The sequence below is a fragment of the Aeromonas sp. R2-4 genome (genome assembly GCF_040908365.1).
GTDB lineage: Bacteria > Pseudomonadota > Gammaproteobacteria > Enterobacterales > Aeromonadaceae > Aeromonas > Aeromonas veronii.
In genome coordinates, this window is record NZ_JBFODO010000034.1 from 14,567 (window position 1) to 33,929 (window position 19,363).

The 19,363-nt window shown below is 60.4% G+C and carries 17 protein-coding genes; 7 read left to right on the forward strand and 10 right to left on the reverse strand.

Annotation, left to right across the window (positions count from 1 at the left end):
• Positions 1 to 70 precede the first annotated feature (70 nt).
• Entirely contained in the window at positions 71 to 451 is a 381-nt protein-coding gene (gene grcA, locus AB5Z05_RS14015) for an autonomous glycyl radical cofactor GrcA (RefSeq protein ID WP_005334936.1), read from the reverse strand.
• Positions 452 to 819: 368 nt separating this feature from the next.
• Here grcA and AB5Z05_RS14020 point away from each other — a divergent pair, with 368 nt between their 5' ends.
• The 3 genes from AB5Z05_RS14020 to AB5Z05_RS14030 all read left to right on the forward strand — a co-directional run bounded on the left by AB5Z05_RS14020 (position 820) and on the right by AB5Z05_RS14030 (position 2,929).
• Entirely contained in the window at positions 820 to 1,560 is a 741-nt protein-coding gene (locus AB5Z05_RS14020) for a transporter substrate-binding domain-containing protein (protein ID WP_323916191.1), read from the forward strand.
• Between the two features lie 69 nt (positions 1,561 to 1,629).
• Positions 1,630 to 2,307 carry a uracil-DNA glycosylase gene (ung, locus tag AB5Z05_RS14025; RefSeq protein WP_005353881.1) on the forward strand — a complete coding sequence of 226 codons (678 nt, stop codon included), beginning with the start codon at positions 1,630 to 1,632 and terminating at the stop codon, positions 2,305 to 2,307.
• Between the two features lie 70 nt (positions 2,308 to 2,377).
• The gene (locus AB5Z05_RS14030) at positions 2,378 to 2,929 is read left to right on the forward strand and encodes a hemerythrin domain-containing protein (RefSeq protein ID WP_005362195.1); all 552 of its coding nucleotides are present in this window, start codon (positions 2,378 to 2,380) and stop codon (positions 2,927 to 2,929) included.
• A 100-nt stretch (positions 2,930 to 3,029) separates the two neighbouring features.
• Here the strand turns inward: AB5Z05_RS14030 and ygjK are convergent, their stop codons facing one another.
• The 4 genes from ygjK to AB5Z05_RS14050 form a co-directional block, all read right to left on the reverse strand.
• Positions 3,030 to 5,510, reverse strand: a complete 2,481-nt coding sequence (gene ygjK, locus AB5Z05_RS14035) for an alpha-glucosidase (RefSeq protein ID WP_368151958.1) — start codon at positions 5,508 to 5,510, stop codon at positions 3,030 to 3,032.
• Positions 5,511 to 5,705: 195 nt separating this feature from the next.
• On the reverse strand, positions 5,706 to 6,506 hold the full coding sequence (locus AB5Z05_RS14040; RefSeq protein ID WP_368151960.1) for a helix-turn-helix transcriptional regulator: 801 nt from the start codon (positions 6,504 to 6,506) through the stop codon (positions 5,706 to 5,708).
• Between the two features lie 11 nt (positions 6,507 to 6,517).
• Entirely contained in the window at positions 6,518 to 7,054 is a 537-nt protein-coding gene (locus AB5Z05_RS14045) for a YbhB/YbcL family Raf kinase inhibitor-like protein (RefSeq protein WP_368151962.1), read from the reverse strand.
• 196 nt (positions 7,055 to 7,250) lie between these two features.
• Positions 7,251 to 8,507, reverse strand: coding sequence for an adenylosuccinate synthetase (locus AB5Z05_RS14050; protein WP_005347796.1), 1,257 nt, complete (start codon positions 8,505 to 8,507; stop codon positions 7,251 to 7,253).
• A 170-nt stretch (positions 8,508 to 8,677) separates the two neighbouring features.
• On the opposite strand from AB5Z05_RS14050, the gene AB5Z05_RS14055 reads away from it, so the two are divergent.
• Positions 8,678 to 9,592 carry a LysR family transcriptional regulator gene (locus tag AB5Z05_RS14055; protein ID WP_042658174.1) on the forward strand — a complete coding sequence of 305 codons (915 nt, stop codon included), beginning with the start codon at positions 8,678 to 8,680 and terminating at the stop codon, positions 9,590 to 9,592.
• 124 nt (positions 9,593 to 9,716) lie between these two features.
• Here AB5Z05_RS14055 and AB5Z05_RS14060 read toward each other — a convergent pair whose 3' ends face one another.
• Both AB5Z05_RS14060 and AB5Z05_RS14065 read right to left on the reverse strand, forming a co-directional pair.
• A complete protein-coding gene (locus tag AB5Z05_RS14060) occupies positions 9,717 to 11,081 on the reverse strand; it encodes a TAXI family TRAP transporter solute-binding subunit (RefSeq protein ID WP_368151964.1) in 1,365 nt (454 codons plus the stop codon).
• 81 nt (positions 11,082 to 11,162) lie between these two features.
• Positions 11,163 to 12,305, reverse strand: coding sequence for a MalY/PatB family protein (locus AB5Z05_RS14065; RefSeq protein ID WP_368151966.1), 1,143 nt, complete (start codon positions 12,303 to 12,305; stop codon positions 11,163 to 11,165).
• Between the two features lie 181 nt (positions 12,306 to 12,486).
• On the opposite strand from AB5Z05_RS14065, the gene AB5Z05_RS14070 reads away from it, so the two are divergent.
• A complete protein-coding gene (locus tag AB5Z05_RS14070; protein WP_323911576.1) occupies positions 12,487 to 13,659 on the forward strand; it encodes an MFS transporter in 1,173 nt (390 codons plus the stop codon).
• A gap of 15 nt (positions 13,660 to 13,674) precedes the next feature.
• On the opposite strand, the gene AB5Z05_RS14075 is transcribed toward AB5Z05_RS14070, so the two are convergent.
• Entirely contained in the window at positions 13,675 to 14,589 is a 915-nt protein-coding gene (locus AB5Z05_RS14075; RefSeq protein ID WP_368151968.1) for a LysR family transcriptional regulator, read from the reverse strand.
• Positions 14,590 to 14,694: 105 nt separating this feature from the next.
• Complete coding sequence (locus AB5Z05_RS14080) at positions 14,695 to 15,450, reverse strand: YciK family oxidoreductase (RefSeq protein ID WP_005334909.1); 756 nt, start codon at positions 15,448 to 15,450, stop codon at positions 14,695 to 14,697.
• A gap of 222 nt (positions 15,451 to 15,672) precedes the next feature.
• Here AB5Z05_RS14080 and sohB point away from each other — a divergent pair, with 222 nt between their 5' ends.
• On the forward strand, positions 15,673 to 16,680 hold the full coding sequence (gene sohB, locus AB5Z05_RS14085; RefSeq protein ID WP_368151970.1) for a protease SohB: 1,008 nt from the start codon (positions 15,673 to 15,675) through the stop codon (positions 16,678 to 16,680).
• Positions 16,681 to 16,859: 179 nt separating this feature from the next.
• Complete coding sequence (locus AB5Z05_RS14090; protein WP_368151972.1) at positions 16,860 to 18,083, forward strand: MFS transporter; 1,224 nt, start codon at positions 16,860 to 16,862, stop codon at positions 18,081 to 18,083.
• Positions 18,084 to 18,117: 34 nt separating this feature from the next.
• On the opposite strand, the gene AB5Z05_RS14095 is transcribed toward AB5Z05_RS14090, so the two are convergent.
• Positions 18,118 to 19,200 (reverse strand): diguanylate cyclase, encoded by a 1,083-nt coding sequence (locus AB5Z05_RS14095; protein WP_064339649.1) that lies wholly within the window; start codon positions 19,198 to 19,200, stop codon positions 18,118 to 18,120.
• Positions 19,201 to 19,363: the final 163 nt, after the last annotated feature.

The following is a 19,363-nucleotide window of genomic DNA, read 5'->3' on the forward strand; positions in this document are numbered from 1 at the left end:
AAAAACGGCCAATCGGCCGTTTTTTTTGTGCTGATACCGCAAGTATCAGCTCTTCACTGCAGGGCGCTGATTACAGGCTCTGGGTGAAAGTACGGGTAACCACGTCACGCTGCTGTTCCGGGGTCAGGGCGTTGAAACGCACTGCGTAGCCAGATACACGGATGGTCAGCTGCGGGTACTTCTCCGGGTTTTCGATAGCATCTTCCAGAGTTTCGCGACGCAGCACGTTGACGTTCAGGTGCTGGCCACCTTCAACAGCAGGCTCAGCCTGAACCGGCAGTTCGCGGTATTCGAACTGACCCAGGTCAGCCAGTTGCACTTCTTGATCAGCAGCGAAAGCATCGCCTTTGACGCAGATGCAGCGAGCTTGTTGCTTCTCTTCGTCCAGCAGCCAGAAAGAGTTCAGCAGAGCGGTGTTGGCGGCCTGGGTGATTTGAATGCCTTTGATCATGGTATGACTCCTCAATGGGAACGCGAATCCAACTGTAAGGAAATTACCCTGATGTATTTAAGCTACCGTCGATGGCGATGACTTAAAGGGCCCTTGCCTTACACCTTTTCTTTGATGGGGTCATATATACCACGGTGGTAATATTACCAAAATTGATCTGGATCAAGAAAATCCGACAAAGCACCATTTCAATGGGATTAAATTCTTGAGTTGAATCAAAAATAGGTCATTTTTCTGATTTTGTAAGATATCCAAATTATGCATCTTTTATCTCGTTAATCTAGTAATTTAACTACATCTTTTCGGCTTTTTCTGTGGTTAATTGAGGGGTTGGCTACACTCAGCAAAAAAAGCGAGGAGAGTACCGGGTGAATAATGGGTGGCGAAAGTGGGCATGGCTGGCCTTGTTCTGTTGCTGGGCAAGCAGTGTTGCGGTGCGGGCCGAGACGGTGCGTATTGCCGTGGGCGAGTGGCCGCCCTATATCAGTGAGTCGTTGCCCAATCAGGGCTTTCTCTGTGAGGTGGTGCGCCAGGCCTTTGCCGAAGAGGGGCTCGATGTCAGCTTTCACTTCTATTCCTGGGCCGAGGCTTACCGACTGACTCTGGAGGGGCGCTATGTGGTCACCATGCCCTGGTTTCGCTCCCGCGAGCGGGAGCTGCTTTTCTATCTCTCCGCCTCGCTCGGCCATTTCACCACTCGCCTGATGACGCTGACCGGTACGCCCGCGGTCAATCTGGGTGAGCTGAAACACGAGCCGGTCGGGGTGACCCGTGGCTATTTCTATGGCGATGGTTTTGCCGCTCGCCAGGCCGGGCTCACCCTCGAGTGGTCAGATTCCGATGAGGAGAGCATGGGCAAGCTGCTTGACGGGCGGATCCACTACCTGGTGATGGATGAGCAGGTGGCACAGACTTTGTTCCAGCAGGCGCTCGTTCGTCATCCCCAATCGCTGTCACTGACCGGTGCCGCCGACCCCATCTGGTCGCAACCGGGATACCTGCTGATGCGCAAGGCCGATCCCGAGGCGCGCCGTCTGATGCTGCTGTTCAATACCGGCCTGCGCAAGCTGGAGCGCTCGGGGCGCCTCGCCAGGCTCTGGAAAGCGTGAGCCACGGTTGCGTCTTGCGGGCTGGCCCCCTATCCTGAGCCCTTCGCCGTATCAAGTGAGGAGGCCGGGGTGCTGACCTGGAGTGATGTGATTGGCTCTGAGAAAGAGCAGGACTATTTCAAGAGTACGCTGGCAACTGTCAGAGCCGAGCGGGAAGCGGGCAAGGTGATCTACCCGCCAGCTACCGATGTGTTCAATGCCTTCAAGCTGACCGAGCTGGATCAGGTCAAGGTGGTGATCCTGGGCCAGGACCCCTACCACGGCCCCAATCAGGCGCACGGGCTCTGCTTCTCCGTTCTGCCCGGCGTGCGTACGCCCCCCTCACTGGTCAACATCTATAAAGAGATGCAGCGTGACCTGCCAGGTTTCGTCACACCTAATCACGGCTTTCTCGAATCCTGGGCCAAACAAGGTGTCTTGCTGCTCAACACTGTGCTGACGGTGCAGGCCGGTCAGGCCCATTCCCATGCCCATCTGGGATGGGAGACCTTTACCGATCGGGTCATCGAGCAGATCAATGCCAGTTGTCAGGGGGTGGTGTTCCTGCTGTGGGGTGCCCACGCCCAGAAGAAGGGACGTTTCATCGACCGCCAGCGCCACTATGTGCTGACCGCGCCGCACCCGAGCCCCCTCTCTGCCCACCGCGGTTTCATCGGTTGCGGTCACTTTAGCGAGACCAATCGCTTGCTGGAACAACAGGGCAAGAGTCCGATAGAGTGGAAATCTGTCTGCATCCCACTTGATTGAGTGCAAAGTTCGGGCGACAAATGACCGTATACTCAGGGACATAAGATTAATTCAGAGCCAAGGAGTGCCCATGTTATCCAGTCTGCACAAGGATCATCTCAACATCGCCCGACTTTTGGAGCTGCTCAAGCACAAGCTGGCAGCCATTCGTGCCGAAGAGCCCATCAGCTATTTTCTGGTGCGCGATGTCATCGACTACCTGCGGGAGGTCTCTGACAAGTACCACCATCCCAAGGAAGACCTCATCTATGACTACTACCTGAAATATCGGGTGGTGGAGGGTGAGGTCGCCAACCGCCTGCAGGAGGAGCACGTCAAGCTGCTGGAGGCCGGGGCCGATCTCAAGGAGATGGTGGAGATGATCCTGATGGATGCGGTGATCCCCCTCGATCAGTTCACCACCAAGCTGGAGCGCTTCGTGGAACTGCAAGAGGCGCACATGAACTATGAAGAGGGGGTGATCTTCCCCCATCTGCGTGACTCCCTGACCGAGGATGACTGGCGTCATCTGGAGCAAAACTGGCAGAACCGCGCCATTGGCGACCCCCTGTTCGGGGCTGAGGTGAGCCAGCACTTTCAGGCACTGGCCAAACGCCTATCTTTGCCACTCACGAACGGCTAAGACGAGTCCGTACCCGCCGCGTGGCAGGTATTGTGTGAGTGCAACTTGAGTGAAAACAGAAAGGCCTCCATCCGGAGGCCTTTTGCATGGTGGAGCAAGCTTACGCCTGTGGTTTCAGGAAGTTGCGATAGAGCATATAGAGGTGGGCCGAGCTCCAGCTGAAGTTGCTGGCCCCCTGCATGGCGCCGGTCTCCGGATTGTAGTTTTCGCGGATGGGGCCGCTGCCCGCCAGTCCTTCGGCATTGTTGAACAGCTTGTTGACCAGTGCCTCGGCATCGCTGCGATAGCCGTAGTTCTCCAGCCCCTTCACCCCGAAGTAGAACTGATCGAGCCATACCCGGCCTCGCCAGTAGATATTGGGGTCGTAGGCCGGGTTGGTCAGCGCGGCTGTGCCCAGCGGGATCTTTGTGTTGAACTCCTGGGCGTTGAGCATCACCTCACGCACCCGCGCCGCTTTCTCCTTGTCTGCGACCTCTGCCCAGAGCGGGCTCCACCCTTCCGGACCACGGCCGCGAGCGGTCAGCAATTTGCCGACGCAGCCGTTGCCGTCAGCCACATCCCCCTGAGCAATCTGACGATCGTAATAGAAGCCTGATGCCTCATCGAACATGCAGCTATTGATGTAACCAGCCAGCTGGGTCGCGCCATCGCGGTAGCGGCTCGCGTCGTCCGGTTTGCCAAGCAGGTCGGCCATGTCGGCCAGAATGCGTTTCTCCTTGGCGAGGAAGGCGTTGAGCTCCACTGACTCCTGATCGATGGAGAAGCCGATCAAATCGCCATTGTCCTGATGGTTTTCAAAGAAGGCGACGTTCCAGTCCTGACGTGCCTTGGCCAAATCTCCGCCATAAATCTTGTCGGCATAGCGTTGCAGCTGGCCCGGTTCGATAAAGCCGAAGCGGGCGGCGTTGTCCATGCCGGACTCCCAACCGGCGCCGTGCTGGGCACCGATATCCATGTCGCTGTACCCGCCCACGTTCAACACCTGTTGATAGAGCGGCATTCCGGCGCAGGCATACCAGCCATCCCCCTCACTGGTACAGCTGGAGAGATCCAGCCCGGCGGGAATACCGTTGGAGTACTGCACCTTGAAGGTGATATTGCCGTACTCGTCGTTGTGCTCCACATGCTTGGTGGCGCCATATTCGATGATGCCGTTGCGGTTGTTGTCCCGCGCGCGGTACCACCAGTCGTGGTAGGCCTGCAGCTTGGGATACATCTCGGCGATAAAGGCCTTGTCCTTGGTGGCGCTGTAGATTTCCCAGATGGCCCAGGCGGAAAGGGGCGGCTTGGTGTCGCGCTCGTTCCAGTTGCCGCCATCGCCACCGCGATCCGCCAGCTTGTTGTAGAAGACGGCGTCGATCACCATGCCCGCATCCTGCGGTCGTACCGGATCATCCGGCTGCACCTGATAGTCATACATGGCGCGCACGTTGTTCTTGGCCACCTCCGGGTTGAAGTGTGCCATGGCATAGGCGTGCTTCCAGCTGTCCCAAGCCCAGACGCCGTCGAACCAGCGGGCGGTATTGGAGGGGGTTACCCCATCGTGGAGGATGGCGCCAGCCGGGGATCGCCAGTTGCCATTGAGGGTCTCCATCGCCTTGACGGCGATGCGACGCTCCGACTCGGGGATACCCTGATTGGAGAGACCGTTGGCAAGGTAGCCCTCCCAGCGGCGGATGGAGTCGGCAAAATAGCTGGCCGGGTCAGCCAGCAGGGCCTGACGGCTCTGTTGATGGCGGCTGGCGTCATCTGCGGAGTGGAGATAGCTCTGCAGGGTGTAGATATCCTGGCTCCCCTTGGCGGCCAGGGTAATGCTGGCGTCACTTTGGTAGCCCAGTGTCTTTTGGTCGAGGGTGGTGCGGCTTGGCAGGGTGCGGTCGATGCGATAGCGGGCGCTGCCGCTCTGCATGATGTTCCAAGTGCTGCGCAGTTTGCCGAACTGGAATTCGATTCCTTTGTCGCTCTCGCTGATGGTGCGAGTCCAGCCTGGATATTTGCTGGCAATCGTATCCTTGGCATCCCATTGATTGAGCAACTCGCCCTGCCAGTTGAGGTTGAGGGTGAGCGGTGCATCGGTCTGATTGATGAGTCGGGTGCGGATAAGAGCTGTGCGGGCATCGCCATAACGCAGCTCCAGCTCCAGCGTAAAGGGCTCGAACTCGAAGCGTTGCACCAGTGCACCGGGAATGGCGTACACCTCCTGCTTGCGGGCGCTGGTGAGTGGGAACGGGCGGCCGCTTGCATCGCTCAGGGTGAGCTTGTCCAGCTCGCTGGCAAAGAAGAGGCTGTACTCCTCGGAGATGACCATGGGGCCGGTAAAGCCCCCCCACTCCTTGTCGCTGGCAGGCAGCAGGAAACCGTGCCAGGCCCCCAGATCGAGCAGCGGGTTGTATTTGAGGTTGGAGTAGCTGTCAAAGTCGCGGAATTGGGTCGGTGTTCCCCGACGGTTGATCACGTCCTTGTACTGGATGGCCTGCTCCGGTTTGGCGACTGTGCTGCTCTCTGTCTGGTTATCGTTGCAGGCGGTCAGTCCGAACAGGGCGGTGCCGAGAGCTACCGAGAGTAAAGTTTTACGAAACATTTCTCGCTCCAATTCCGTTTATGTAGGTTAAAAGGAAGATTTTTTACGCTTATTTTTAGTGAAAAGGTGTTCGGTAGCCATTGTATGGCAAGGGGAAAGGGATCGTTGGCGCGAGATCACACTCTGAAGAGGCGGCAATGTGAGCAGGATCACCGGGTTACATCAGGTTACATAGAATGGTCTTTAAGTAATATTTTACTTTTCGTTGCTCGCCAATCTGGCAGGGCAGGTGTGCAGGTATTGGTGGGGCGTCAGGCCGAACTCCTGTTTGAAGCGGGCGGCAAAGCGACTAGGGGAGTCATAACCGCAGGCGAGGGCGACCTCCAGCGGGGTCAGGCCCTGTTGCAACAGGTTGAGGGCGTGGCTCATGCGTACCTGAGCCAGCAACTGGCGAAAGCTGCGACCTTCGGCGGCCAGCTTGCGCACCATGGAGGCGCGGCTCATGGAGAAGTGGGGGGCCACCGCCTCCAGGGTGTGGTCGATGCCGGGTTCCACCGCCAGGTAGCGTGCCAGCCGCTCTGCGAGGGTCATGGTGCTGGCGGGAAAGAGCAATCCGAGGGCGTTGGCGGCCCGCAGCTCGGCATAGAAGCCGCGCAGCAGTTCGGCCTGGGTCGCCTCGCTCAGTCCCCGTTCGGCCATGGTGCTGATGAGCTCAAAGCAGAAGGCGAGCCCGGGGGTGATCTTGACGGCGGGTTCCTCCAGATCGGCGTGGGAAGGGGCTGACTCGGCCAGCCATTCTGGTGGCGGCGGAGTGAGCAGCGTGATGGCGTGGGAGCGAAACTTGCCCTGCTCTGGCTGATTGACGAAGGTGAGCTGGTGGCCTGCCGGGATCAGCAGCCACCGCTCCCTGTCAAACGACAGACGTCGCTCGCGCCACCATAGTTGCTTGCTCCCCTGGGTGACCCAGATGAGGGTTGGGGCATAGATGAGCACCCGATGCAGGGGCTGCTGGCGGATCCCGAGATAGTGGCTCTGTTGCAGCAGGGGAGTGCTCATCCGGTTGGCTCCTAGGGGGTGACGAAGGTGGCGGTCAGGGTGGCTTTGCCGAGCGCCATGCTGTTGAGCATGTAGCCTATCATAGCGGGCGGGGTATCAGCCTTTACCTCGAGATCATGGGGCAGGGCCCAGGCGGTGAACTGATAGCGGTGCATGCCGTGACCTGCGGGCGGGCAGGGGCCGCCGTAACCCTGGCTGCCAAAGTCGGTGCGGATCTCCAATCCCTGCTTGAGCTTGCCTGAGGCATTGCTGGCAAGCTCGCTCTGGGTGGCAGGCAGGTTCACCACCAGCCAGTGCCACCAACCGCTGCCGGTGGGGGCATCTGGGTCATAGGCGGTGATGGCAACACTCTTGGTGCCTGCCGGCAGATCCTGCCAGCTCAGTTGGGGCGAGCGGTTGTCGCCGCTGCAGCCAAAGCCGTTGAAGCTGAACTGTTTGTCCATCAGCTGGCCTTCGTGAATATCTGTGCTCTTCAGGGTCATGGCAAAGGCTGGCATGGCCGTCAGGCAGAGCAGTGGCAACAGGGCACTCTGTTTGAGCAATTTCATCGGGTGACTCCTCGTGTGGTAACGGGTTCACTTTAGCGAGAGCAGGGCAGAATAATATTGCAGAACGGCTCAATGTGAGCTCGAATGGTGAATTAATTGAGCCTTTTGGTGGTTTTATGGCAAGAAGGTAAACGGCAGCCATAAAAAAACCGGCATCAGGGATGCCGGTTTTTTGTTTGACGATGAGAAGTGCGGCTTAGCGCAGGATCATCTCGTCACGGCCCGGGCCGACGGAAACCATCGGAACCGGTACGCCGAGCAGCTCTTCGATACGCAGCACGTACTGCTGGGCAGCGCGCGGCAGCTCTTCGAAAGTGCGGCAACCGGTGATGTCTTCGCTCCAGCTTTCCATCTGCTCGTAAACCGGCTTCAGGGCAGCGGTTTGCGGCCAAATTGGGTTCTCGGTGTGGGCACCTTCGTAGGCCACGCAGATCTTCAGATCCGGCAGACCGGTCAGGCAGTCCAGCTTGGTCAGAGCCACTTCGGTGGCGGCTTGCAGCTCGACACCGTTCTTGGTGGCGACGGCGTCGAAGTAACCGACATCACGGGGACGGCCAGTGGTAGCGCCGAACTCATTGGTGATCTTGCGGAACTCGTCCTGGTTCTCCATGGCGGTCAGCAGGGTGCCGGTACCGACAGAGGAGCTGAATGCCTTGGCCACAGCGATGACGCGCTCCGGGCGCAGACCCGGCAGACCGCCACCGATACCGGCGTAGGCGCCGGATACGTGGGAGGAGGTCACCCAGGGGTATTCGCCGTAGATCAGGTCACGGCCAGCGCCCAACTGCGCTTCGAACAGCAGGGTCTTGCCTTCTGCCTGCAGCGCTTTGAGCGGCATGCTGACGTTGCAGACTGCGTCGATCCAGGGTGCAGAGACTTCCAGCAGCCAGTCGGCCATCTCTTGGGCAGTCTGGGTGAATTCGAAAGAGGGATAGATAGCCTTCATCTGCGGCAGTTTCCAGTCCAGCATGAACTGGATGCGCTCGACCAGCACGTCCGGCTGTTTCAGCCAGCCAACCAGGATCGCTTTTTTCATGACGCGATCGCCGTAGGCAGGGGCGATGCCCTGACGGGTGGAGCCATAGGCGCCGTCACCCAGACGTTGCTCTTCCAGGGTATCTTCCAGTGCGTGCAGCGGCAGGCACAGGGTTGCGCGGTCAGAGATGGCCAGCTTCGGAGTCACGCCGGAGGCTTTGACTTCCTCGAGCTCGACGGTCAGTTTCTCGGGGCTGATCACCATGCCCGGGCCGAGGACAACCAGGCAATCCGGGTTGAATACGCCACTCGGAACCTGGTGCAGCTTGAAGGTGCCAAGGTCGTTGACCACGGTGTGGCCAGCGTTGTTGCCGCCCTGGAAGCGAATGCTGGCGCCAGCTTGACCTGCCAGATAATCCACGATGCGGCCTTTGCCTTCATCACCCCAGTTAGCACCTACGACTACGATAGACGACATGACTCTTTCTCCTAAGACGTTAGGCGTCCATCCTAGGAGCCTGATGCGGATTAGAAAAATTAATTATCTTTATAATTCTGATAAGAGAACCATATAATTATGGCCAATTAAGCGGCAAACCGTCCGATTTTGCCTGGCAAGCCCCGCACATTGCGGGTTGAGGGACTCTTATGCTGGATATTCATTGGTTGCAAACCTTTGTCACTCTGGCCCGATTGCAACATTTTGGCCAGACCGCCACCGAACTGCACATGACCCAACCCAATGTCAGCCTGCATATCAAGCGGCTGGAGCAGGCGACTCGGGTGCGGCTGATCGAGCGCAGCCCGTTTCGCCTGACGCAGGCGGGGGAGCGGCTGCTGCAAAGCGCCGAGCGCACCATTGCCGAGTTGCAGCTCTGCCAGTCCGATCTCAATGCCCTCAACCAGCTGAGTCAGGGGACGCTGGCCATCGCCGCCAGCGACATCATCTCCCGCCTGCTGCTGATCCAGCCGTTCCAGCGCTTCAAGCGGGAGTTCCCCGGCATCGACCTCACCCTGTTCAACACCACTTCGGATCAGGCTGCCGAGCTGGTCAAGGCGGGCAAGGCGGATCTGGGCTTCGTGATGGCGCAAAAGCGCAGCGAGCCGCTCTTCTACACCGAGCTGCAACAGGTGACCTGGTGCGCGCTGGGTCACGGCCTTGCCCGCTGGCAGGCACGGGCGGTGGCGGGAGAGAGCGACCCCCTCGATGAGCCGACCCTGATCCTGCTCGGTCACGACACCCGCACCCGGGCGCTGATCGACCCGTCCCTGCCGCTGCTGGCGCTCCCCCCTTGCCGCATCATGGAGGTGGGCAGCGTCGACGCCCAGCTCGATTGGGCCGAGGCGGGCTTTGGTGTCGCCATCGTGCCGGACTTCTCCCTGCATCCGCGCCTCAACCTCACCGCGCCGGTCACCAGCCTCGGCGACTTTCCTGGGACCAGTCTGGGTTATGTGGTGCGTCAGAATCAGGTGTTATCAAGGGCCATCAAGCAGTTGCTGCACTGGGTTGAGGAGGAGATCCAGAAGCCCAACCCCTATCTGACCCGGGTGATAGAGCCATAGCAGTACGGCAAGGTGAGCAGGCCTATCGGGGTGACTGTACCGCCATCAATTGCGTCACTATCGAACGCGCGTAAACAATCAGGGCAGCCGAGGCTGCCCTGATGCATTTGTGGGCGCTGACCATTCAGTGCTGCGGCGGTGTGGCTGCACTGGTGGCAGGGGAGGGAAGTATATCGGTTTTATCCTGCGGTGGGGTTTCGTCAGCAACCGCGCTGCTGGCAGGCTGGGTTGCCTGCTCTTGCGGCGCAGTGGCCGCAGAGGCGCTTTGCGGCAACTGAGCCGAAACGGCAGCCGATGGTGCTGGCGCCGTTGACGCTGCGGCCGAAGGGGCCACGCTCTCACCCTCGGTGGTCGGCGTAGCAGTGAGCTCGGGGGTGACCTCAAGTGCCTCTTCGGGCAAGGGATTAACCTCTGTGGCTTCTGTCGCCACTGCGGCACTCACCTGCTCTGTCGTGGGCACCGCCTCCGAGGCCGATGGCGCTGGTGTTAACGGCTCCGGCGCCAGCTGTTCCGCTGTTAACTGCTCGGGGGGCAGTGGCAAGGGGGCTGGCGATTGATCCGACATCCCCGCATGGAGTGGCAGCTCGGTTTGCGCCTGCAACTGCTCGGGGGTCACCTTGCTCAGGGCGGGATGCAGCCGACTGAACTGTTTGACCCGGGCCAGCAGGGTATCGCGCACGGTACGGACGATGGGGTCCGGCAGGCTGGCCAGCGCCACCAGTTCGGCACTCATTCCGATGTTGTTGATGGCAGTAGTCTGTCCCGGATAGAGGTTGGCGGCGATACGGCTGCGCTGGTAGTAGGGGTGTTGTTTGAGCAGCGTGTCGATCTGCTCCCCTTCGATGGGGATGAGGCGCACCTTGCAGCGGCTGATCAGATCGCCGACCGCCAGACTGGGGTGACCGGCAACCACAAACGCGGCATCCAGCGAGCCATCGCAGAGTCCTTCCAGCGGTTCGCTGTCCGATTTGAGCTGATAGGCAGCAAACTGCCCGGGTTGCCATCCCATGGCCGCCATCAGGGCCTGGCTGGTGATCTGCTCACCGGCGCCCTTGTTGCCGGGATAGACCCGCTTCCCTTCGATATCTGCCAGGGTGGTGATGCCGCTATTGGCGGCGGCCAGCAGGGTTAACGACTCCTGATAGAGGCGAAACAGGCTGCGCAGCTCATTGTTGGCCCCCTGCCCGCTGAAGGGGCCGGTGCCGTGCAGGGCGTGGTGCAACACATCGGACTGCACCAGCGCCAGCTGTACGTCCCCCTTGTCGAGTGCCTTGAGGTTGGCCATCGAGCCACGGGTGCTCTGCACGGTGCAGCTGTCCCCATGTAGAGCATGGCCGGCATTGAGCACCCGGCAGATGGCGCCCCCGGTCGGGTAGTAGACCCCATTGAGCGGGCCCGTTCCGATAGTCAGCGCCTGGCTGCCAAAGGGGAGCAGCGCAGAGAGTGCACAGAGGGGAAGCAGAAGGTGATGCAAGATCCGTAGAGACATAATTGACCGTTGACTGAGTTGACCGCTGGCTAATGACACAGGGAAAAAGGGATGGGGCTTGCCCATCCCGTTGCTGGCTGATCAGGGCTTGTTGTTGAGGATTGCCCGCTCCATCCGCGCCAGCGCGTCGGCCAGCCGTGCCCTGGTGCAGCCGAAGTTGAGCCGCACGAACTGACCGTCGCCAAACTGGGCGCCTGGGGAGAGACCAACGCCGGCCTGCTCGAAGAAGGCGATGGGATCGGCAAGGCCAAGGGCGCTCACATCGATCCAGGCCAGATACGTCGCCTGATGGTTGGCCAGCTTGACGCCGGGCCAGCGGGCAACCGCCTGCTGGATCAGGGCCAGATTGGCCGCCAGATAGTCGAGCTGCTCGGTCAGCCACTGTTCGCCACCCTCATAGGCTGCTTCGGCGGCGACAAAACCCAGCAGGTTGACGTCTGCGCTGATGCCGCGCATCGCCTGTTGCAGCCTGAAGCGCAGACGGGCGTTGGGGATAATGGCGAAGGAGCAGCAGAGACCGGCGATATTGAAGGTCTTGCTCGGGGCCATCATCACCGCGCAGCGCTCGGCCGCTTGCGCACTGATGGCGCCGTAGGGAATGTGGCGGGCGTTTTTATCCAGCAGCAGATCGCAGTGGATTTCATCGGAGCAGATCACCAGATTGTGGCGCGCGGCGATGGCATCGATGGCCAGCAGCTCGTCACGGGTGAAGATGGTGCCGCCCGGGTTGTGGGGGTTGCAGAGCAGCAGCAGATCTGCGGCGGGAGCCTGACGCTCCAGCTCTGCCAGATCCAGCACCCAACGACCCGCCTCTTCAATCATCGGCACGGTGAGCAGGGGACGATCATTGAAGCCCGGCGCCTGCAGGAAGGGGTAGTAGACCGGCTTGGGGGTGATGATACCGCGGCCATGCTGGCTCCACGCCTTGCAGGCAAGGTTGAGCCCCGGCACCACGCCGGGCAGGAACACCAGCCATTCGGGCTCGATGGCCCAGCCATAGCGGGTCGCCATCCGTTCGATAATGAGTTCGATCAGGCGCGGCGAGGGGCGTGAATAGCCGAAAATGCCGTGGGCGACCCGTTTGGTCAACGCCTCAATCACGGACGGGGGGGAGACAAAGTCGGTATCGGCAACCCACATGGGCAGCACATCCTGACCCTTGTACTTGTCCCATTTCAGGCTCATGGTGCCACAGCGGTCTACTTCCTGATCAAAATCAAACATGCGAACTCCTTGTGCTGGCAGGATGGGCTTTCACTCTACGGGGTCGCGGCCTCCCTCGCAAGGCGCACACCTGCTTATGCATCCTTGAGCCCGCTCTTGATAGTGACATAAGATAGGCGCCGAATTTTCATACGGCTGCCGCCCGTTAGCCCGTATCGTCCCTCCAACCAGTGGTAACCCTATGAGCTTGTCGATAGCGGCGGTCAAACGCCCTGACCCCGTCTCTCTTTCATTTCTTGCCGTGACCTTTATGACCGGCGTCGCGGTGGCACTGCAGGTGCCTACCTTAAGTCTGTTTCTGGCCGAAGAGGTGCAGGTGCGCCCCTTTCTGGTCGGGCTCTTCTATACCATCAATGCGGTGGTGGGCATTCTGGTCAGCCAGTGGCTGGGCCACCGCTCCGACAATAAGGGGGATCGCAAGCGACTGATCCTGCGCTGCTGTTTTGCCGGGGTGGCGCTCTCCTTGCTGTTTGCCTGGAACCGCAACTACTGGCTGTTGGCGAGTCTGGGGGTCATGCTGGCTGCGCTGGCGGCCACGGCTAGCCCCCAGCTGTTTGCGCTGGCGCGGGAATACTCCGACAGCCGCAACCGGCGGGCGGACATGTTCAGCTCGGTGATGCGGGCCCAGTTTTCGCTGGCCTGGGTCATCGGCCCGCCCATCGCCTTCGCGCTGGCCATCGGCTACGGTTTCGAGCTGATGTACCTGGCCTCGGCACTGGCCTACCTGCTCTGCGCTCTGGTGGTGTGGCGCTGGCTCCCCTCTCTCCCTTTGCCCAAGATGGCTGAAGAGACAGAGCGGGTCAGCAGCTGGCGGGATCCGGCGGTGCGGGCACTCTTTATCGCCTCAACCCTGATGTGGACCTGCAACAGCATGTACCTGATCAATATGCCGCTCTACATCACCCGCGAGCTGGGGTTGGATGAGAAGCTTGCCGGTATCCTGATGGGCACGGCAGCGGCGCTGGAGATCCCCTTCATGCTGCTGGCGGGTTACTACACGGCCCGTTTTGGCAAGCGCCCCATGATGTTGCTGGCGGTGCTGGCTGGCGCGGCCTTTTACACAGGTCTGGTGACCCTCACCGACCAATATGCTCTGATCGCCTTGCAACTGTTCAACGCCATCTTTATCGGTATCGTGGCGGGGATCGGCATGTCTTACTTTCAGGATCTGATGCCGGGGAGAGCCGGGGTGGCGACTACCCTGTTTGCCAACAGCATCCGCACCGGCTCCATCATGGCGGGGGCCATCGCCGGTGTGGTGGCGGAGGTGTGGAGTTTCCACGGGGTCTTTATGGTGGCGCTGGGATTGGCACTGGTGGCACTGGCCGCCAGCTGGCGGGTGCCCAACGTCTGACAGGGGGGCTGGCTGTTATTTGTCGTGTTGGGGCTGGGCGTGCGGGAGCGTCGCTGATTCGCCCTGATACTCGTTGCGCAGGCAGCGCAGCAGCAGCTCGGTCGCGGGGCCGAGAGATTCGGGGGAGAGGGTCAGCAGGTAGGTGTAGAGGTGGCGCTCGTTGCCGCTCTCCAGATCCAGCTGTATGAGTGAACCTTCCGCCAGCTCCCGCTCTACCAGATGGCGCGGCAGCCAGGCATAGCCGAGGCCGAGGCGCAGCATGGCGAGCACTTCGTGGTAGTGGGTCGCCTTCCAGCCGGTGTCATCCGCATCGTTCCAGTCCACCGAGCGGTGAATGGGGGGATGAAGGCTGATCTGGTTGTGGCTGGTCAATACGTCGCTGCGGATGGGCCCCTCCTCTTGCGCCAGCGGATGGCTGGCGGCGCAGAGGGGCAGCAGGCACACCTCGTCCAGCAGCAGACCGGTGCGATCGCCGGGCAGGTGCTCGGAGAGCATCAGATCCCCCGGTTGCAGGGCGTTGAAGTGGCAGTGAATGCGTTCGTGCAGGTTGACCCGGCAACCCCGGCTGCGGGGATAGAAGCTGGCCAGCGCCCGATAGAGGCGATCCCTTGGTTGCAGCGCCGAGACATAGAGGTTGATCTGCGGCTCCCACTGCCGCTCCAGGTTGTTGGCCAGATTCTCCAGCTCTTCTACTTGCTGGCTCAACTGGCGAGCCCGCTTGAGGAAGATCTCGCCCGCCGGTGTCAGCACCGCCTTGCGGCCGCGCACCTCCAGCAAGGGCACCCCCAGACTCTGCTGCAACTTTGCAACCGCATGATTGAGGGAGGACTGGCTCTTGTTCAGCGCCTCGGCCGCCTGGGCGTAGCCGCCACAGTCGACCACCGCCTGAAAGATCCGCCATTGCTCAAACGTGCTCTTGGGACGAAACATAGTTCAACCTGATTGGAGATAGGATGGTCAGTGGTTCGAACAGGGAGCCTGTGCCCCCTATTCAATTTAACCCCTGCCGCACAACACTCTGGGTATTTTATTGATTTATTTGGGCTGAGCCACAAAGGTCTGGCCGGTTTTGCCGCGGCTGTCCGACCCCATCAGGTAGAGGTAGAGCGGCATCAGGTCGGCCGGAGTCTTGAGGTTCATGGGATCTTCCGCCGGGAAGGCGCTGGCGCGCATCTTGGTACGGGTACCGCCCGGGTTTAGGGTATTGACCCGCACACCGGTATTTTCCAGCTCGTCGGCCAGCACTTCCATCATCCCCTCGATGGCAAATTTGGAGATGGCATAGGTGCCCCAGTAGGCGCGCCCCTTGCGCCCCACGCTGGAGGAGGTGTAGACGATGGAGGCATCGCCCTGCGCCTTGGCGGTCTGGCGCAGCAGCGGCAGCAGCGCCTGGGTCAGCAGGAATTCCGATTTGACGTTGACCTGCATCACCTCGTCCCACTCCTTCTCCTGAATATGTTCAAACGGAGAGAGGGTGCCAAGCAGGCCGGCGTTGAACAGCACGCCGTCGAGGCGGCCAAACTGCTGGGCGAAGGTTTCGGCCATGCCGCGGTAGTGGGCGGCGGTGGCCCCTTTCAGATCCACCGGCACGATGGCGGGCAGCGGATAACCGGCCGCTTCAATCTGGTCATACACGGCTTCGAGTTTGGCGCTGGTGCGGCCGAGCAGGATCACGGTGGCACCGTGAGCGGCGTAGGTGAGGGCGGCTTCGCGGCCGATCCCGTCGCCGGCACCGGTGACCAGAATGACTTTATCCTTGAGCAGATCGCGGGGTGCCTGATAATCGAGCATGACAACTCCTGTTAACAAATTCCGGCCATAAGTGCATGGCAATCGGCGCCAAGTGTACTGATCCGCGCGCCTGTTTGACCAGCCAGCGGCAAGAAAAATGTGAAGAAAATAGAGAGGTTGTGATGCTCGGGTTGGTTTTTCCGGGCACTGGCTGCGATTTTTTGCGCACCTCCATCAAACTCCCTAGAATGTGACGAAAACCGATCCATTCTGGAGTCCATCGTGACATTTCTGACCGAATATGGCCTGTTTCTGGCCAAGACAGTGACCTTCCTGCTGGCCATCGGCGCCATCATCCTGATGATCGTCAGCACTCGCCAGCCGAAAGCGCGCAAGGGTGAGCTGGTGGTGACCGATCTCTCGAGCGAGCTGGAGCAGGGGCAGTTTGCCCTCAATAGCGCGCTCGCCAGTAAGGCCGAGCGCAAGGTGATGGAAAAGCAGCAGAAAGAGGAGCAGAAAAAACGCGCCAAGGCGGGGGATGAGCGCAGCCGCCTGTTCGTGCTCGATTTCAACGGCAGCATGGATGCCAAAGAGGTGGCCTCCCTGCGCGAGGAGGTGAGCGCGGTGATCGGCGTCGCCCAGCCCGGCGACGAGGTGCTGCTGCGGCTCGAATCCGGTGGTGGCGTAGTGCATGGTTACGGCTTGGCCGCTTCCCAGCTGCAGCGGCTGCGCGATCGTGACATCAAGCTCACCGTGGCTATCGATAAGGTGGCGGCGAGCGGCGGCTACATGATGGCTTGTGTGGCGGACAAGATCCTGGCTGCCCCCTTTGCCATCGTCGGTTCCATCGGGGTGATCGCCCAGATGCCGAACTTCAACAAGTTGCTGAAAAAGCACGACATCGAATTCGAGATGCACACCGCCGGTCAATACAAGCGCACCATCACCATGTTTGGCGAGAACGACGATCTGGGGCGCGAGAAGTTTCGCGAGGAGCTGGCGGCGATCCACGAGCGCTTCAAGGCCTTTGTGGCCGAACACCGCCCGCAACTCGATATCGATCAGGTCACGACCGGTGAGCACTGGCTGGCAAGTCAGGCAAAGGGGCTGGGGTTGGTGGATACCCTCTGCACCAGCGATGATTACCTGCTGGCGCAGGCAAGCCACCACAAGGTGATCGGCATTAGCTATCGCAAGCCAAAAAGCCTGACCCAGAAGCTGGGGCAGCAGGGCGCGCAGGCGCTGGAAGCCGGACTGGGGCGGCTGTGGCAGCAGAGCCCCTGGCGCTAGCCCGAGGGAAATCCCGTGATAAAAAGGCCAGCCGAGCCCATCGGCTGGCTTTTTTGCATCCGGTTGCATCTTGCTGGTGAGCAAAGGTTGTTTCTATTGAGGCCCTCTGTTACAACTGAATGCTTTCCCCGTTTATGACAGGATCTTGTGGTAAGAGCTGCGGGGCATGGAGCATAGCGATGTCATGGAGCACCTTCAGGCAATTTACCCCGCTGGTCTGGATCGTCATTCTGGGTACCTTCATGGTGCGTACCAGCTACTACATGGTGTGGCCCTTCCTCTCCATTCTGCTCTATCGGGAGTATGCCCTCTCGGCCACCTTCATCGGCCTGTTGCTGGGTGGCTCGATGGCCCTCTCTACCCTGGTCAGTTTTTACGGCGGCTGGCTCTCTGATCGCTTCGGGCGGCGCAGCATACTGCTGGCCGGTTGTCTGGTGGCGATGATCTGTTTCGGCCTGCTCGGTTTTTCGCACGAGGTATTCTGGCTCGGGGTCGGGGTGATGGGCAGCGGCCTCTCGTCGGGGCTCATCGATGCCCCCGGCAAGGCGCTGATGGCCGACAGTCTGGCCTCGGCCAAGGCGCGGGAGCTGGCACTGCACCTGCGCTATTTTCTGCTCAACCTGGGGGCGGCGCTGGGGCCGCTACTGGGGGTGACCCTCGGGATCAACGCCCAGCAGGAGACCTTCCTGTTTCTGGTGGTGAGCTATCTGCTGCTGGCGCTGGCCTTTGGCTGGGGCTTTCGCCGGGCTGGCAGCACAGGCAAGCCGGGGGCGGCAGGCCCCGGACTGCGGGATGCCATCAAGGTGTTGCTGGCGGATCGCGCCTTCCTGCTGCTGGTGATGGCCAATCTCCTGATGGTGCTGGTCTACTCCCAGTTTCACTCGCCGCTGGTGCAATACCTGACCCGAGCCGGTATGCCGCAGGTGGCCGAGCTGGTTGCTCTGCTGGTGGCGACCAACGCCCTGACCGTGGTGCTGCTGCAGTTTCCGCTGCTGCGGTTGTTGTCACGCTGGCCGGTGCGGGTACGCCTTCATATCGGCATGGCGCTCTTTCTGGCGGCCCAGCTGCTCTTCGCGCTGGGGGACCCGATGGTGCGCAGCCACTGGTTTGGCGCCGTGCTGCTGCTCAGCATCGGCGAGACCATCCTCTTCCCCCTGCTCAACGTGCTGATCGACCAGATGGCCCCCACTCACCTCAAGGGGAGCTACTTTGGTGCCAGCGCACTGGCCGGGTTGGGAGGGGCCGCAGGCGCCCTGCTGGGAGGCTGGATCCTCGAACAGTGGAGCGGCCAGCTGCTCTATGTGCTGATGGCGCTGCTCTGCGTGGCGATTTTTGCGCTTTATGAGTGGGGGGCCAGAGTACAGCGTCCCGCAGTGGCCACGTCTGTGGTTGAGCGGAGCTGACCCGGTTAATGCGGGGACCTGTGATGCTGAATGTTCAGTGCGTGCTACCCGGCGTCTTCTCTTTGAGCGCCTTCTTGGCTGCGTACATCCTCTCGTCGGCGAGGCGGATCAGGTTTAGCCCGTCGTCGTAGTGCTCCGGCCCGGTCTGCACTATGCCGATACTGAGGGTGAGATCGCCCAACTGCTCCTTGACGGTGTTGATCAATCGTTTGAGATAGATATCCCGCGCCTGACTCTCGTTGCAGTTGGGCAGGATCAGGCAGAACTCATCTCCCCCATAACGAAAGCAGCTGTCTTCGGCGCGAAAGACCTGACGGATGCAGTTGCCGACGATGCGCAGGATCTCGTCGCCGCGCTGGTGACCTTCGGTATCGTTGATTTGCTTGAAGTTGTCGATATCGAGATAGGCGATGGCCATGGGTTCGGCACGGCGCTGACAGGTGCGCAGGCTCAGCAGCAACAGCTCGTTGAGGTGGCGAACGTTGAGCAATCCGGTCAGGGCATCGGTGCGGTTCAGCTCCTCCAGTTGCTTGGTCCGCTCGCGTACTTTCTGTTCCAGACTCTTGGCATAGTTCTCCGACTTCTCTCTGGATGACTCTATTTCCGACACCAGACTGCGAATGTAGGTTTCGAAGACCAGAGTGATGTCGAACAGAAAGAGTTTGTCCAGGGCGGCCAGCATGACGAGGCGCTCCGGTTCATCGCGGATCTGCTCGAACATATCCTCGATCAGCAGGGCTTTGAGGGTGTTGATGGCGGCCAGATAGAGCTTGGGTTCGACCCCGATCCGCTTGTGAACCAGCCCGATCCGCAGCCGGTTGTTGACGTACTCCAGATCGTAATGGCCGCTGAAGAGATCCAGCACATAGCGCCGTTGCGCGGTGCGCAACCGTATGAGGGTATCAGCATCCCCGATCAACAGGGCGATTTCGGTGATGGCCGTCTGCTGCTGGTAGAAGCGATCCACCAGGGCGTCGATACGTGGTTCTATCTTGCTGCAATAACTTGCCAGCCGCGCCACATCCTGCTCATTGAGCAGCAATAACTCCTTGCGATGGGCAATTTCGAAGTCGGTGATCCTCATCTGCTCAAGCAGGGTCTGTTCGGTCGGATTCATCATCGTCCTCGGCTTATTACTGGGCGTTACGCTGTCCGTGAGGTGGGACAAACAAGCAGGTGTGGCAATTGATAGTGTAGTCAGTGAGGCTGGGGCGCGCGCAATGCCCCCGCGTGGCGGGGGCTATGGAGGGTCAGGTGAAGGCTAAAGGGGCAAGAGATCC

Bases quoted from the DNA above. Each gene is read 5' to 3' on its own strand.
- AB5Z05_RS14055 (WP_042658174.1), top strand. From the start codon at position 8,678: ATGCTGGATATTCATTGGTTGCAAACCTTTGTCACTCTGGCCCGATTG.
- AB5Z05_RS14095 (WP_064339649.1), bottom strand. From the start codon at position 19,200: ATGAATCCGACCGAACAGACCCTGCTTGAGCAGATGAGGATCACCGAC.
- AB5Z05_RS14065 (WP_368151966.1), bottom strand. From the start codon at position 12,305: ATGTTTGATTTTGATCAGGAAGTAGACCGCTGTGGCACCATGAGCCTG.
- AB5Z05_RS14060 (WP_368151964.1), bottom strand. From the start codon at position 11,081: ATGTCTCTACGGATCTTGCATCACCTTCTGCTTCCCCTCTGTGCACTC.
- AB5Z05_RS14040 (WP_368151960.1), bottom strand. From the start codon at position 6,506: ATGAGCACTCCCCTGCTGCAACAGAGCCACTATCTCGGGATCCGCCAG.
- grcA (WP_005334936.1), bottom strand. From the start codon at position 451: ATGATCAAAGGCATTCAAATCACCCAGGCCGCCAACACCGCTCTGCTG.
- AB5Z05_RS14080 (WP_005334909.1), bottom strand. From the start codon at position 15,450: ATGCTCGATTATCAGGCACCCCGCGATCTGCTCAAGGATAAAGTCATT.
- AB5Z05_RS14030 (WP_005362195.1), top strand. From the start codon at position 2,378: ATGTTATCCAGTCTGCACAAGGATCATCTCAACATCGCCCGACTTTTG.
- AB5Z05_RS14075 (WP_368151968.1), bottom strand. From the start codon at position 14,589: ATGTTTCGTCCCAAGAGCACGTTTGAGCAATGGCGGATCTTTCAGGCG.
- ygjK (WP_368151958.1), bottom strand. From the start codon at position 5,510: ATGTTTCGTAAAACTTTACTCTCGGTAGCTCTCGGCACCGCCCTGTTC.
- AB5Z05_RS14050 (WP_005347796.1), bottom strand. From the start codon at position 8,507: ATGTCGTCTATCGTAGTCGTAGGTGCTAACTGGGGTGATGAAGGCAAA.
- AB5Z05_RS14090 (WP_368151972.1), top strand. From the start codon at position 16,860: ATGTCATGGAGCACCTTCAGGCAATTTACCCCGCTGGTCTGGATCGTC.
- AB5Z05_RS14070 (WP_323911576.1), top strand. From the start codon at position 12,487: ATGAGCTTGTCGATAGCGGCGGTCAAACGCCCTGACCCCGTCTCTCTT.
- AB5Z05_RS14045 (WP_368151962.1), bottom strand. From the start codon at position 7,054: ATGAAATTGCTCAAACAGAGTGCCCTGTTGCCACTGCTCTGCCTGACG.